Origin of the sequence: Enterobacter sp. 237C8 (genome assembly GCF_034106865.1) — a bacterium.
In the GTDB taxonomy this organism is placed as follows: Bacteria; Pseudomonadota; Gammaproteobacteria; order Enterobacterales; family Enterobacteriaceae; genus Enterobacter; species Enterobacter asburiae_B.
Genome location: NZ_JAWNDF010000001.1, coordinates 1,169,205 through 1,183,881 on the forward strand (window position 1 = coordinate 1,169,205; position 14,677 = coordinate 1,183,881).

A 14,677-nucleotide genomic window follows, 5' to 3' on the forward strand; every position below is an offset into this window, starting at 1 on the left:
TGCGAAAAAGCCGGGCGATGCCCGGCCAGAAAGGTTAGCTGTCGCTATGAATATTCAGCGCCCGGCGCGTACGCCCGGAGCTCAGGTACTCGGCAATATAGTCCTGCGAAATCTCGCCGTTGTAGCGACCGTCCTCATCCACGATCGGCATCCAGCTGGTATTGCTCTCATACAGACGTGAAAGCACCACGCGCAGGTTGTCTTCCGCCTTGCCGGTCATGCGGAACGGGTGCAGGATGTCGGCGCAGGTACCGCTGGCGTTGCGCGCTTCGCGACGCTTCACAAAGCCCAGCGGTTTGCCGTGCTCGTCGACGACGGTAATCGCGCGAATATCGTTATCATCCATGGTCGCAAAGGCGTCGGGAAGCGGAGTAGAGCCCCGTACCGTAATGGTCGGCTGCTGGTCGGTGACGTCGCCCGCCGATACCAGCAGCAGGCGCTTCAGCGTCCGGTCCTGACCGACGAACGAGCCGACAAACTCATTCGCCGGTTTCGCCAGCAGTTCATCCGGGCTGGCGCACTGCACGATTTTCCCCTGACGGAACACCGCAATACGGTCTCCGAGCTTCAGAGCTTCGTCGATATCGTGGCTCACCAGCATGACGGTTTTTTTCAGCTTGCGCTGCATCTCCAGGAACTGGTTCTGGATCACCTCGCGGTTGATCGGGTCCACCGCGCCGAAGGGTTCATCCATCAGCAGTACCGGAGGATCCGCCGCCAGGGCGCGGATCACGCCGATACGCTGCTGCTGGCCGCCGGACATCTCGCGCGGGTAGCGGTTGAGGAACTTATGCGGATCCATCGCCACCATATCCATCAGCTCTTCGGCGCGGGTTTTGCAGCGCGCTTTATCCCAGCCCAGCATGCGCGGCACGACGGTGATGTTCTCTTCGATGGTCATGTTCGGGAACAGGCCAATCTGCTGGATAACGTAGCCAATGTTGCGGCGCAGGGTGACGGTGTCCATCCCGCTGGTGTCTTCACCGTTGATCAGGATCGTCCCGCTGCTCGGGGTAATGAGGCGGTTAATCATCTTCAGGGTGGTGGTCTTCCCGCAGCCGGACGGGCCGAGCAGGACGCACATTTCCCCTTCGGGCACGGTCAGGTTGACGTTGTCGACGGCCTTAAAGGTCTGGCCGTGCTTCTGTGAAAATTGTTTGGTGAGGTTTTCCAGTTTTATCATTATCGAATCCCCTTTGGAGTCAGAACCACCTGCAGACGGTGCAGCAGCCAGTCGAGCACAATCGCTAAAAGACAAATCATCAGCGCGCCCGCAATCAACATGCGAATATCGCTTCCGCCAATGCCGTTGAGCAGCAGCAGGCCCAGACCGCCCGCGCCGATCACGGCGGCAATCGCCATCACGCCGATATTCATCACCACGGCGGTGCGGATCCCGCCGAAAATCACCGGCAGCGCCATCGGGATTTCAACCCAGCGCAGCCGCTGCCAGAAGGTCATGCCGATGCCGCGTCCGGCTTCGCGCAGGCCCGGCGGCAGGCTGTCGAGCGCCGTATGGGTATTACGCACAATCGGCAGCAGCGAGTAGAGAAATACCGCCGTAATTGCGGGCAGGGCGCCAATACCCTGACCGATCAGCGAAAACAGCGGGATCATCAGGCCAAACAGGGCGATGGACGGAATGGTCAGCACGATGGTAGCAATCCCCAGCACCGGCGTTGCCAGCCACTTATGGCGGACAATCAGAATCCCCAGCGGTACGCCGATGATGATGGCTAAACCTACGGCCAGCGCCACCAGCCACAGGTGCTGAAGGGTGAGGGTTAAGAGGTAATCCCAGTTGTCGAGAATGTAGTGAATCGTCTCCATAGCGCCTCCTACAGCAGCTGTTTGCTACGCAGGAAATCGCGGGCGACCTGCTGCGGTGACTGATGGTCGATATCCACCTTCTTATTCAGCTCGGTGATAACGTCGTTGTTGAGCTGCGCCGAGAGGGTGTTGAGCGCCTCTTCCAGACCGGGGTTCGCCTCCAGCGTGTCCTTACGCACCACCGGCGTCACCGCGTAGCTCGGGAAGAAGCCTTTATCATCTTCCAGCACCTTGAGGTCGAAGCCTTTTACGCGCCCGTCGGTGGTGTAAATCAGACCGGCGTCAACGAAGCCGTCGCGCACCGCGTTATAGACCAGACCGGGGTCCATCTGACGGATTTGCGGGCGGTCCAGATCCATCTTGTAGGCCGCCTGCAGCGGCTTCATGCCGTCGCTGCGCCCGGCAAACTCCAGGTCTAATCCCAGCAGCCAGTTTTTGTCCGGGTTGGTTTTACGGATCTGCTCAATCTTCGCCACCATCTCTGACATGGTGTTGATGTGTTCCGCCTCGGCGCGCTTGCGCTGCATGGCGAAAGCGTAGGTGTTGTTCATGTCGGCGGGCTTGAGCCAGACCAGACCGTGCTTCGCGTCCAGGCGTTTCACCGTCTCATAAGACTCCTGCGGCGACATGCGCTTGTTGATGTGGTTAAAGATGATCAGCGACGTGCCAGTGTACTCCCAGGTCATATCAATCTGCTTGTTGATCATCGCGTTGCGGGAGATCACCGTGGCAATGTTGGTTTGCGGCTGGACCTGAAAACCTTTCTTTTGCAGGTACTGCACGGTCATCGCCGAGAGAATATGCTGCTCGGTAAAGCTCTTGGTCGCCAGAATCAGCGGGGCCGCCATCGCCTGGCTGGTGAACAGCGCCGCGGCACACAGCGCCGTCAGGCCGGAAAACAGTCTCATAAAAGCTCCTTGTTATAGTTATCGAGCGAGATGGGGACTCATTACGCGACCCAGCGCCGCCAGCAGGGTATCGAGGATCAGGGCGAACAGGGCGGTGGCCGCCGCGCCGAGGATCAGGGTCGGGAAATCGTTCAGGTAAATGCCGGGGAAAATCAGCTCGCCGTAGCTGCTGGCGCCAATCAGGAACGCCAGCGGCGCGGTACCGACGTTTATGGCGGTGGCGATGCGGATCCCCGAGAGCATGACCGGCCAGGCGGCTGGCAGCTCAACCTGACGCAGACGCTGCCATTTGGTCATCCCGATGCCGTTTGCCGCTTCCAGCAGCGACGGCGGTACCGAGCACAGCCCGGCGTAGGTATTGCGCACGATCGGCAGCAGCGAGGCGAGGAACAGGGCGATGATGGCGGGCGTATCGCCAATGCCAATCACCACCATCGCCAGCGCCAGCACGGCCAGCGGCGGGAGCGTGTTGCCGACGTTGAAGATTTGCATCACATATTCGGCGATCCCCCGCGCGGCCGGGCGGCTCAGCAGAATACCGGCTGGAATACCGACCAGCAGGGCAAAAAACATCGATGAGAAAACCAGAATCATGTGCTGTTGCCCGAGATAAACCAGGTCAACCTGGCGCTCCCTTATCGTTTCCAGCCCGATGCCCCAGACGAGGAGGGCGAGGACCACGATAATGGCGCCGACAAACAGCAGCGAACGTTTGAGTAATGGGTGCATTGCGGTGTGTCTCCCTGTGCGCATGCGTTATAGCAACCACCGGTTGCCTGTTGTTATGCCATGTTTCGGCAGGGGTATTTCACCTATAGCAAGCGTTTGGGAAGGGTTCCAGCGAAGGGGTAAAATCAGTAACCCTATGAAAACAGTGACAACCTTGGGTTAAGCCTTATGGCATAAGGGCTGATTGAGGGTCAGGCAGAATAGTCCTAAAGCGAATTTTTAGATGTGACGGTGTCACATCTAAAGAGCTCATACGCCGGATATTGGTCATTAACTTCAAAGAGAGGCACGAACCCGTCGAACCCGCGTCGAGACGGTGATAATTGAAACGATAGCGACCACGGCGAGCATCAACCCGAGCGCCAGCATGGCGTTAAACCCGATCCATCTGAACAGCAGCAGCCCCGCGATACCGCCCGAAATAAACGAGAAAAGGGTGGTTAAGTGGGTTGTCAGCTGGCTTTTTTGCGCCGCCGTATCTTTGGAGTAGTCCCTGCGCAGCATAGCCACCAGTACCGAGGCCAGGGATATCCCCGCGTCCGTCAGCGTGCCGGTAATGTGCGTTGATCTCACCCGCCCGCCGGAAAGCTGCGTGGAGGTGGAGTTATGAATGCCCATTAGTCCGCACAGAAAAAGAATAATCACGCGGTTGCTGGTGAGGGCATGAAAATACATCTCGTAGAAGGAGACGCCGGTCAGTAATAACCCTTCGACAAACAGGATCTGGCAAAAAACCAGCCTGACGTTATGGATAATTCCCCATATCACAATCATGCGCGCAACAATGGCGCCTGCGACAAAAGAGAGAATAATCGAGCCGAAGAAAATCATATCGCTCAGATCGGTGGAAGAGACTTCGCTGGATAACTGGGAGGTGTTGCCGGTCATGTGTGAGGGGAAAAAACCAAATGCCCCGAGAGCGATGGCATTCAGCAAACCTGCCGAGGTCGCCAGCCAGAGAGCAAGCCGGCGATCCTCCTTATGCGTTCGTTCTTTCTTGAGTCTAATCAGCAAGAATACCTCCAGATTGAGCTTTGCCTGAATATTCAGGCTAGCAAAGCGGCGCAACGGGCTGTCCAGGATATGGCTTAATTATTATTCCCTCTGACGACTTTCAGGGTTTAGTAATTAATTAAAATATCCTTACTCAAAATGGGGTCGATAATACTTTAAATCATGCCGTTATTTCCGTGACGCAAAAACGCCGGTCGCTGGTTAAGGCGTTCAAACCAGGCCTCAATCGCGGGCACGTCGGGCTTATCAAAGGGCGTCATTTTCCAGCGATTCACCGACAGCCCAAGCACCACGTCCGCAAGGGTAAACGTCTCGCCCGCCGCAAAGGCGCCGGTGCGCTGCAGCTGGATTTCCAGGATGGTGATGCAGTGGTTCCACTCTTTTATTCCCGCCGCAATACGTTCAGGATCGTTAAAGTCCGGGTTTTTACGCCCCAGCGCCGGGAAGACATAGCGCCAGGCGTTGTTAAATTCGGTCGCCTGCCAGTCCATCCAGCGCTCGACGTTGGCGCAGGCCTGCGGTTCTGCGGGCAGCAGATCGTGACGTCCGGCCTTGCGCGCCAGGTAACGGCAGATGGCGTTAGATTCCCACAGCACGAAATCGTCATCGATCAGCACCGGCACCATGGCGTTGGGATTCAGCGCGCGGAAGGCCTCCGTTTCCGTTGAGGCAAAACCGCTGCCGTAATCTTCCTGTAGATATTCGAGGCCTGCTTCTTCGCAGGTCCAGAGCACTTTACGAACGTTAATGGAGGTGGTTTTGCCGAGGATGGTGATCATTGCGCAGGTGTCCTTTAGAGGAATGAATTGTCTAAAAACAATACACCAGTTGAACGGGGAAGGTTGGGGCAAAATTTAGTGGGATGTACTGTCTTGCCCAATCGACCCCTTCCGGCGGATGCCTATCTTTTTGCTGTCTCAGACAACTGCGCCGCGCTCGTACCGCAGGAGTTGTCGATGGTACAAAGCCAGCGATCATCGTTTTCCTGCCGAAAAAAATAAATTCCGCCCCGGGAATCCCCTGGAAAATAATTATCTGCAATTGACATCCTTTATTGGACACAAAACCACTCCAATATTGCAGCATGTTTATCTAATATTATCTATATTGACTTATATTTATAAATGATACGATGTTACAGCAAAAAATAACAGAAATTATACTTTATGAACCTCGGCCACTGTTTCGCAATGCGGCCAAAAACAGCATCCAGGCCGTCAATGGCTCTCTGTTAGTGATTGAACCAGACGCGCTAATAGAGGAGGTACCCCCTTTAATGATCAAACGTCTTTATTCGCTGCAGGCGTTAGTGGTGCCGGTGAAGAAATATATTCTCTATTGCGGATAATTCATCATCTGATAATGCAGGGAAAAGAAATTATCGTCTGGGTCGCAAAACGGGATGACCTGCTTATCAGACTGATGTACGAGCTTGGTGTACAGACGCTACTCTGCGAAAATTATTTGGAAGAAGAACTCTCTCAGCGCATGTTATCCAAAAATTTCAGTTCAGGATATTTGCCTTTACGCTCCCCGCTAATAAATAACATGAATAGAAAAAATAGGCTCACACACTCTGAACTGAATATTCTTATCGACTGCGCCCGAGGTCTGAGTGCCTATGAGATCGCCAGTCTGCGCCATATGGGATATAAAACGGTCTTCACCCATAAACAAAACATCCGGTTACGTCTGAGCCTGCAAAAGTCAGCCAGTTGGCTGGATCTGCTTAACCGTTTGGATCAGATTTATTCAGTCTGAACATCTGGAGAACTATGTTTACTTTTACTGTTTGTTCCCGTGTGGTTCATCCGACTCTACTGAACGGGTTTATATCCAGCCTGAAGGCTTTTCGCGAACAAAACCCTGACTGGAAATATGAACTTACACGGCATGATAACGCGCACCTGACTTTGCTTGATTTCACCGCATATGACACGCTTACTGATATCTCCGCCGCGGAGTACGAAAGTCTCTGCCGGCCAGGTGAAGGAACTGCTCTGGTTATGCTCTCTGCATGTCAGGAGAAGCTGGCGCATCAGCTCATGAGGTCATACCGGTGTTCACTGCTTTGTGTGGATGAACGTCTGCTTGAACTGCGTGAGCTAATAAAACACAGTATGAAAAAACAACGTTATATCAGTGCTCACTTCCTGCGACTGCAGGAGCAGGAAAATAATATAACCGACGGTATGGTTTTTACCGATGCAGAAAAAAAAGTACTTATTGGCCTGAAAAGCGGTAAAACCGGGATTGAATTATCACGTGAAATGTTTCGAAGTCAGAAAACGATCAGTACCCATAAGCGAAAGATTATGTTTAAGCTGGGGGTCAAGAATGATCTGCAACTGCGCAAAGCGATACAAAAGCTCCAGCCGCCGCTGTGATGCGGCAGCTGTACTTACGTCAGGTAATTTATCCCCCGGTATTGTTTGTCAGATGTAACGGACCTGTGTTAATTATCCGTTAAAAGCGCTTAATATTTTTCAGGCAATTTATTAATTTTTATCAGAATACCTCGATTGATCTCAATATAACCACCGATACGCAAATCGCCCAGTATTTTCATAACACGACTGCGTGAAAGTCGGGTTTTTTCGAGAATATAATCACTGACGTTGACATGACCACTCAGCGCTTCATCTTCATTCATCAGGGCAATCAAATTCAGTCGTATCAACTCATAGGTGGAGAGCCCGACGGATGAGTAGTGGGCGACCAGCAGTTGCCGGACGGCATACATATAACAGTATGCGGCCTCTTTCCATAATCCCTTCGTACTGATGACGTCAAGCATCTCTTTTGTGGGCAGGATCTCATAGCTAACATTTCTGTAGGCCTTTATAAAAATGTCGGCGTTGGTGTCAATTAATTCGTTCATGCCAGTAATCATTGGGGCTTTGATGTATTTGATTAGAAGCCGATCGCTGCTTCGGTATATCGCAACGACTCCCTCATGCAGGATAAACGTTACTGGCTCGGTTTTCTTCTCCAGCGAAATGAGCTGGCGTGGCTTACCGCTCTGGATCCGCCTGGTGTCAGAGGCTGCCTCGATCAGGGTATTGAAATGTGTTTCAGGTTTCATACTTATGGCTACCAAAAAAATTATAATTGTTAATGTATGATAGAAGAGTTTGTTGAAAAGATGATAAAAATTCCGAATCAGAACGTATCGATACAATCAGTCAGGAGGTTGATAAGGCTCTGAACAGAATATGGGGTTGGAGGATTAGCTTCATCTGGACATCCTTGTGAGAAAAAACAAACATGAAACCGCCTTCCGATAGCGGTTTTGCGTACGCAGCTCGTCCTCAGTTGTATGCAAATGACATGGTATTAACAGGACTGATTGTACCGGGTATGTTGCCAGAGGCCATACTCACAGTATGTGTATGAATTTTAAAGGTCGGCGTGCCAACTGCTGAGGCAGTATCGATAATCCCTGTTCTCCCGCCGCTGTAGGCCTCATAAGAAAGTCCTTCAAACCGCTCGCCTGTAACATGCCACTTGAGTTTATCGCTCTGTTTTTCAACGTGGGCATCTTTTAGCGCGTCAGGGCGATAGATGGGTTTGATACTGGTCGCGGCGGCAATCTGTAGCGTCTTATTTTCCTTAGACGCAAACGGAATCGCCTTGACGCGAAGCCTGTACATCGACTCTTTAACCTGGGAAAGCGTGCCTGCAATAACAAGGCGCTTTAGGTTCTCTTTACCGCCTTCCTGGTGACAGAAGGGAAGAATGATGAGGTGGGGGGATTTGTGCACGTCGTTGTTAAGATTTTTCACTACCGCCTCAATTAAATACGGTGCACTGAACGGGTTGCGCACGATTACTGAAACTTCTTTTTTTGCTGCTTTATCTAAAAAACGGGTGCCGCGGAAATTGACAGTGTCGGAGGTATTATGAATGAGGGCAATTGCAACGCAGCCAGTTAATATAGGTAATGTGGCTTTCAATCCTGACTCCACAATAATTAATTGAAACAAACTCCGTAATATTATTATCTGGAGCTCCTTGCAGATCTTAAAAGATGATACTGGCGAAGATAAAAAAAGTCTTTTTTTGTAAGTCCTTAAAAGGATTGTGTTCTAATTGTTACATCAGACAAAATTTCTTTATTTGTCCACTATTATCATAGAACCGTGTTTATGAACCAACCTGATGTATCTGCAGGCAGGGCTCTTTGGTTGCTGGATTGCAATGGGTTTCTGAGGTGAGGGCGGCAGGGGCGGGGGAGAAAGCTGACTGCGCAGAAACGCGTTACCTTTTGTGCCATGCTAAAGCCTTTGTAATATGAAGTTATCCTTGCAGGCTTTTCGTAAAAAAAACCGGGCATAACATTATGCCCGGTTTTCGCTCCTGCCATTAAATTACCAGGTGTAGCTGACACCGGCATTCAGCTGCCATGGAGACTCGTAGTGATCCTGACCTTTGGCATAGTTCGCCCCGGCCCATCCGCTCAGGTTTTTGCTGAGTTTTACATCCGCGCCCAGGCCAACGATGCCGCGTGAACCGTCGGTGCTGTCGTTGATTTTTTCGCCGTTGATGTCCATGGTGTTGCTGTTATCGGTTTCACCCGCAACGGCCAGATGCACATACGGACGGACCTCGGTGCCATTGTTCAGCGCCATCGCCGTACCGACATTCACACCGCCTTCCAGACCCAGTGAGGTGCTGCCGTCATCTTTCGTGTGCAGGCCATTTTTCAGCTTGTAGTCGACGCTGTTATAGCGGGCATAAGAAATCTGGGCATAAGGTTCGATATACCAGGCATTAAACTGCTTGTGGTAGCCCGTTTTGAAAGCTCCGCCGAAGCCATTGTTGTTATAGTCTCCGGTGGTATGACCGCCGTCCAGAGACGTCACGCTGATGTCGTTTTTCAGGTGCGTGCCCTTGATGCTGGCATCAAAGAACAGACCGTTGTTCAGGCGCAGTGAGGTATACAGTGAGGCGCCGTAGCTGTCGACATCTGTACCTGCACTGCCGCCGTCATGCATGTTCACATCCGAATACCCGCGGGCGGCGGCAAAACCGAACAGCAGGTTGCCCGGCGCGATATCGACACGCTTGTCAGCACCTAACATAAAGCCGTTGTTGGTCTGATCGTAGGCAGAACTGGTCTGCTCGACCTGCTGACGGTGGTAGCCGCCGTAGTAGCTGCCCCAGGCGTTCACCGTGCCGTCGCTGCTGCCGGTGAGGCGCTCGTTATCCAGACGGCGGTTCAGCACATCCTGTTCGTCGCTCCAGATGCTCATCGCTGCCGCACGGGTATTCACCACAGCCTGCGCGGCGGTTGAGAGCGTGCGTGAATCCGGGTTCGGGTTCGGGTCTGGCGTCGGTTCTGGCGTAATGTTATCGAGGATCACGCTGGTTGACCCGTCTGCGTTAGCCACGCTGCGTGATTCGTAACGGTAAACCCCGACATCGCTCTGCATGGAGTTGAAGGTTGCACCGGAACCGTCCGTCACCTGCACAATGGTGTTGCCGGTCATATCGCCCGCCGCACCGCTGGAGCTGGAGGTAACGCCGGCATTAAAGCTGCCGGTGGCCTTGTCGGCCGTGAGCACGAAGGCTGAACCGGTTTCCGCGTTATACGTGGAGTAAATGGTGGACGCCGTCGGGCTGGCCGCCGCCAGCAGCGTGGTCGGTGCGGTGTCGGAAAGACTTGCGGTGTGGATATTCCCGCCGTCCATCACGATGGTGCTGCCACCGGTCAGGCTGATGGCATCGACATCCGTGGCCGCGTTGTTGATCCAGGTTGAGCCGTTGCTGATATTCAGCGCCAGCGCGCCGGTACCGGTTTTCCCGGCGCTGCCGGTCCAGGCTGAGCTGTCGATATTCACCGACTGGTCAGCACCTGAAGAGGTGGTGATGGCGCCGGAAAGGGTAGAGCCGCTGAAACCGACCGTATCCACTGCGCTGGTACCGGAGATCTGCAGCAGATTGGTTTTGCCGGTCACCGTGGAATCTTTCACGTTGACGGTGCTGCCAGTGGTATCCCCTTTAAGGATAATGGCATTATCACCTTCGATGGTTGACCCGGCGCTCGAATTTAACGTGAAACCGCCGCCCATTGAAATACCATTGCCGGTCGACGAACGAACGGTGGAGCCATCAATACTGATAATATTATTTTCATTACCAGAATCCTCAGTGGCGATCCCATTTTTAGCCCCGAATACAGTGGTGCCATTAGACAGCGTTACATTGGTATTTTTACTAGCGGTTGTTGTATAATAAACGCCAGTATCATCGCCATTTATAGTTGTGTTAGAAATGTTATAAGCGCTTCCGTTATTTTGTGTTAATCTTAAGCCATACTGAGCTGAAATAGTGGAGTCCGTGATATCCATTATACCGGAATAACCACCATTGGACGAGATGCCGCGATCGTCCGATTTAATCGTGCTGTTAGTGATATGGACAACGCTATTCCCTTCGCTCATAAACACGGCCGCGTCGCCAGAACCGCCACCATTAGCCTCAATCAAGGAATTAGAGATATCAATATTACTGCCACTTTTCCCCGTGGCTTCCCAGACGTAGATTCCGTTTTTCCCACCCTTGACTGTCGAGTTTTCAACCTTCAGATTTGCGTTAGCCTGACCATTAACATTATTACGGACAAATAAGCCGGTTTCCACGCCTTCAACATACGCGTTATCCGTGATGTTAACCTTAGCCCCTGTGGAGTTGGCAACATCTATACCAATTTTCCCACCAGAAATAGTGGTCCCTGCGCCGCTGACATTCAGTGTTGCGCTTTTTGTAGGATCTGTAACATTAATAGTTACACCAGCTTTATCGGGTGCATTACTTATTTTGCTGCCGCCATTAATATTAACAATATCGTCAGGGGTATCTACTAACACTCCGTCGGTGATGGTTTGTCCGGTAATATCCGTTGTACTACCTACGGCCTGTGTCGAAAAAAGACCTGTCGAATAGAGAACGCCCAGTACAAAAATATTAACTGGATTAGGTTTAAGTTTAAAACAATTAGACTGTTTCATTGCGTCTGCCATATTGCACCATAGAGTGTGGTTTGCCATAAAAATGAATCGATATATTGCGGCGAGCAATTTTAATTGCGGCCGACTAGAAAGTTCAGAAATTTTACTTTCACTTAAGAAGAAAAACTCCGAAAATATAGTCCTCTTTAGTACTTTTATCCCCAGGCATCAGGCGGGTGTTGCAATCGACTGATAGGATAGAGTTTTTTTGAGGCGTTATTACCCTGGCTTTTGCCTGATAACAGGTTTGCACTCTAATACGAAAATGATGTTAATTTTTCTTTAATAAAACGAAAATAAAAAGAAAAATGCCGTTCAGAATAAACTGAACGGCATCTGTTATTACGGAGCGCATAACAGGTTGTATTATTAACCTGGACAGGTGCGATAGAGCTGATTCGACACCGAACGCGCTAAACGCCGGGCGATCTCATTAAGCGATTGAACACACAGTGCAAAGCGTACATCAGCAGAAAAAATGTCTGCTTTGAACGAAAAGTTGACGTGTAAGCTGGCGTCCTGTCCTCACCGGCCATCCCGCTTTAGCGTGTTACAGAGCTGAGACGAGGTTTCTGATCTTTTCTGCCTTTTCAAAATGATCGAGTTTCATTTCCATAATCCACCAGTGCGCAACTTCCATAAGCAGTTCTGGATCGTCATTTTTATTAGCAAAAAAAGCATAAAACGAAAGCCCAACGTGGCTTCCCTTGGAGGCAATTTTTGAATCACAGATCCTGATGATTTTCGCCTTCATTTCCTGGCGCACGTCATCTCCTTATTTATGTTCTGAATATGAAACAATGACATCGTTACTCTCAACCAGCAGCGGAACCCTGCAGACAGCTAAAAAAGCCGTAAGCAGTTATCTGCTTACGGCGCCGGGATCGGAGATGATTTTTCTGACAATCAGGCCGCTTTCACGGCCCTGATTTTTTTCATGTCAGCCGCATCGGATTCTGTTTTATCCGTTGCAGCTGGAGCATTGAGATCGGGAAGCTTGCTGGTACGCAGAATATGCTGCACCGTCTCTTTCTGCTCGGCGAGATACAGGCCAAGATTTTCAGCCTGCGTTTCATCCATCTGCATTCCGCTTTGCAACAGCCAGTCGGTGAACGCGTCTGCCATATCGAGCAGCTTGTCGTGAGCGTCAGCCTCTTTCTTACTGGCAAATGTCATTTTCTCTTCACCTTTTCTTACGACAACAAATTTTGTTTCAACAGCCATCGTGCACCTCGCTATACTGTATTTATATACAGTATAGCAGCTACCGATCGACGTTGCAGCAAAATATGCATCACTGGCAAAGCTGCTGCGATTCCGGGCGCCCCATACTCCGCCGCCACGCCCCGGGCGCCTGACCATACTGACGCTTAAAGCTGCGGTTGAAGGACTGCTGGGAGTCGAAGCCCAGCGCGATCGCCACGTTCAGAATCGGTTCATCGCTGCGGGTTAAGCGCTCAACCGATTTTTGCAGCTTTTGCGCGCGGATATACCCGGCCAGGGGATAGCCCGTATGCTCTTTGAACAGGCGCTGGAGGTGCCATTTTGAGTAGCCGGATCGCCTGGCAACGGACTCAATGTCCAGACGGCTATCCAGGTTGTTGTCGATCCAGTCGAGTAAATCATGCATAAATGCGCCAGTGTTCATCGGGTTACCCCCACGCGGTCTGTCAAAAGGTATCTTTATCTGTTGCATTAAAAGGTGGCGCGTTTTTGTATTAATTGCAAGTTTTATTGTTGCATTTAAATCCCTGACCGTAACGGGTCTTTTCACATCCGCTCAAATAGCACATAAAGTGCAACAATTATTCTTGCACTTAGTTAAGCGCCTTCCTACAATCGCCGCGATAGTGTATTCGCAACTGTTACAGTTTTGTGGCGATGAACGACACAAATGGCCTTAAGACAGCCACCGGACAAAGGAAGTGGCGCAGTGCCTCCTGCTGCGTCTTGCCCGGCGGCGACAATTACCGGAATAAAAATAATGAGCCTGCAAAAAACCTGGGGTAACTTTCATCTGAACGCGCTGGGGGTCATGTTGCTCTCCGTGCTGCTCGTCGGATGCGACAACAGCGTCGCGCAAAACGCCGCGCCGCCTGCGCCCGCCGTCAGCGCTGCTGACGTGGTGGTGAAATCCATTAGCCAGTGGGATAGCTTTAACGGCCGGATTGAGGCGGTGGAGAGCGTTCAGCTCCGTCCGCGCGTGTCCGGCTACATTGATAAAGTGAATTACACCGACGGTCAGGAAGTGAAGAAGGGCGAGGTGCTGTTCACGATTGATGACCGAACCTATCGCGCGGCGCTGGAACAGGCGCAGGCGAACCTGGCGAGAGCTAAAACGCAGGCCAGCCTGGCGCAGAGTGAGGCTAACCGTACCGATAAGCTGGTCAATACCAACGTTGTCTCCCGTGAAGAGTGGGAGCAGCGTCGTTCGGCCGCCACTCAGGCGCAGGCCGATATTCGCGCCGCGCAGGCGGCAGTTGACGCCGCGCAGCTCAACCTGGACTTCACCAAAGTCACCGCGCCTATCGACGGTCGCGCCAGCCGGGCGCTGATCACCAGCGGCAATCTGGTGACTGCGGGCGACACCGCCAGCGTTCTCACCACGCTGGTCTCGCAGAAGACGGTTTATGTCTACTTTGACGTGGACGAGTCGACCTACCTTCACTACCAGAATCTGGCCCGCAGCGGGCAGGGGGCGTCCAGCAATCACACGGCGCTTCCGGTTGAGATTGGCCTGACGGGCGAGGAGGGCTATCCCCATCAGGGCAAAGTGGACTTCCTTGATAATCAGCTGACGCCGAGTACCGGCACCATCCGCATGCGCGCGCTGCTGGATAACGCCCAGCGTCAGTTCACGCCGGGACTTTTTGCCCGCGTCCGCCTGCCGGGCAGCGCGGAGTTCAAAGCCACGCTTATCGACGACAAAGCGGTGCTGACCGATCAGGATCGTAAATACGTGTATATCGTCGATAAAGAGGGGAAAGCGCAGCGCCGTGACATTACGCCGGGCCGTCTGGCAGACGGTTTACGCATCGTGCGGCAGGGGCTGAACCCTGGCGATAAAGTCATCGTCGAGGGTTTACAAAAAGTGTTTATGCCGGGGATGCCGGTTAACGCGAAAACCGTTGCCATGACCGCCACCAGCGCCCTCAACTGATCCCTTGACCTGAGAATCCATCC

At 52.2% G+C, this 14,677-nt stretch carries 15 protein-coding genes; 3 read left to right on the forward strand and 12 right to left on the reverse strand.

The window, feature by feature from the left end; translation table 11 throughout:
• Window positions 1-34 precede the first annotated feature (34 nt).
• The 6 genes from osmV to USF70_RS05815 form a co-directional block, all read right to left on the reverse strand.
• Window positions 35-1,183 carry an osmoprotectant ABC transporter ATP-binding protein OsmV gene (gene osmV / locus USF70_RS05790; protein WP_320735380.1) on the reverse strand — a complete coding sequence of 383 codons (1,149 nt, stop codon included), beginning with the start codon at window positions 1,181-1,183 and terminating at the stop codon, window positions 35-37.
• Window positions 1,183-1,830, reverse strand: coding sequence for an osmoprotectant ABC transporter permease OsmW (gene osmW / locus USF70_RS05795; protein WP_006808875.1), 648 nt, complete (start codon window positions 1,828-1,830; stop codon window positions 1,183-1,185). The genes osmV and osmW overlap by 1 nt, the downstream gene beginning before the upstream one ends.
• 8 nt (window positions 1,831-1,838) lie before the next feature.
• The gene (gene osmX / locus USF70_RS05800) at window positions 1,839-2,738 is read right to left on the reverse strand and encodes an osmoprotectant ABC transporter substrate-binding protein OsmX (protein ID WP_023327329.1); all 900 of its coding nucleotides are present in this window, start codon (window positions 2,736-2,738) and stop codon (window positions 1,839-1,841) included.
• A gap of 18 nt (window positions 2,739-2,756) precedes the next feature.
• Entirely contained in the window at window positions 2,757-3,467 is a 711-nt protein-coding gene (osmY, locus tag USF70_RS05805; RefSeq protein ID WP_167818829.1) for an osmoprotectant ABC transporter permease OsmY, read from the reverse strand.
• A gap of 276 nt (window positions 3,468-3,743) precedes the next feature.
• Complete coding sequence (locus USF70_RS05810; protein ID WP_094935374.1) at window positions 3,744-4,481, reverse strand: YoaK family protein; 738 nt, start codon at window positions 4,479-4,481, stop codon at window positions 3,744-3,746.
• Between the two features lie 155 nt (window positions 4,482-4,636).
• Window positions 4,637-5,260 carry a glutathione S-transferase family protein gene (locus tag USF70_RS05815; RefSeq protein ID WP_064672400.1) on the reverse strand — a complete coding sequence of 208 codons (624 nt, stop codon included), beginning with the start codon at window positions 5,258-5,260 and terminating at the stop codon, window positions 4,637-4,639.
• A gap of 583 nt (window positions 5,261-5,843) precedes the next feature.
• Here USF70_RS05815 and USF70_RS05820 point away from each other — a divergent pair.
• Window positions 5,844-6,242, forward strand: a complete 399-nt coding sequence (locus USF70_RS05820; protein WP_320735381.1) for a hypothetical protein — start codon at window positions 5,844-5,846, stop codon at window positions 6,240-6,242.
• Window positions 6,243-6,256: 14 nt separating this feature from the next.
• On the forward strand, window positions 6,257-6,868 hold the full coding sequence (locus tag USF70_RS05825) for a helix-turn-helix domain-containing protein (RefSeq protein WP_167818832.1): 612 nt from the start codon (window positions 6,257-6,259) through the stop codon (window positions 6,866-6,868).
• 89 nt (window positions 6,869-6,957) lie between these two features.
• Here USF70_RS05825 and USF70_RS05830 read toward each other — a convergent pair whose 3' ends face one another.
• The 6 genes from USF70_RS05830 to USF70_RS05855 all read right to left on the reverse strand — a co-directional run bounded on the left by USF70_RS05830 (window position 6,958) and on the right by USF70_RS05855 (window position 13,142).
• Complete coding sequence (locus tag USF70_RS05830; protein ID WP_050595278.1) at window positions 6,958-7,566, reverse strand: helix-turn-helix domain-containing protein; 609 nt, start codon at window positions 7,564-7,566, stop codon at window positions 6,958-6,960.
• A gap of 226 nt (window positions 7,567-7,792) precedes the next feature.
• Window positions 7,793-8,437, reverse strand: coding sequence for a molecular chaperone (locus tag USF70_RS05835; protein WP_320735382.1), 645 nt, complete (start codon window positions 8,435-8,437; stop codon window positions 7,793-7,795).
• Window positions 8,438-8,851: 414 nt separating this feature from the next.
• The gene (locus USF70_RS05840; protein WP_320735383.1) at window positions 8,852-10,555 is read right to left on the reverse strand and encodes an autotransporter outer membrane beta-barrel domain-containing protein; all 1,704 of its coding nucleotides are present in this window, start codon (window positions 10,553-10,555) and stop codon (window positions 8,852-8,854) included.
• Between the two features lie 1,489 nt (window positions 10,556-12,044).
• Window positions 12,045-12,260: a DUF6500 family protein gene (locus tag USF70_RS05845; protein WP_039262681.1), complete on the reverse strand. Its 216-nt coding sequence runs from the start codon at window positions 12,258-12,260 to the stop codon at window positions 12,045-12,047.
• 140 nt (window positions 12,261-12,400) lie between these two features.
• The gene (locus USF70_RS05850) at window positions 12,401-12,718 is read right to left on the reverse strand and encodes a YebG family protein (protein WP_064672404.1); all 318 of its coding nucleotides are present in this window, start codon (window positions 12,716-12,718) and stop codon (window positions 12,401-12,403) included.
• A 70-nt stretch (window positions 12,719-12,788) separates the two neighbouring features.
• The gene (locus USF70_RS05855) at window positions 12,789-13,142 is read right to left on the reverse strand and encodes a helix-turn-helix domain-containing protein (RefSeq protein WP_064672405.1); all 354 of its coding nucleotides are present in this window, start codon (window positions 13,140-13,142) and stop codon (window positions 12,789-12,791) included.
• Window positions 13,143-13,478: 336 nt separating this feature from the next.
• Between USF70_RS05855 and USF70_RS05860 the strand changes: the two genes are divergently transcribed.
• On the forward strand, window positions 13,479-14,654 hold the full coding sequence (locus USF70_RS05860; RefSeq protein ID WP_023335530.1) for an efflux RND transporter periplasmic adaptor subunit: 1,176 nt from the start codon (window positions 13,479-13,481) through the stop codon (window positions 14,652-14,654).
• The last annotated feature ends 23 nt before the right edge of the window (window positions 14,655-14,677 follow it).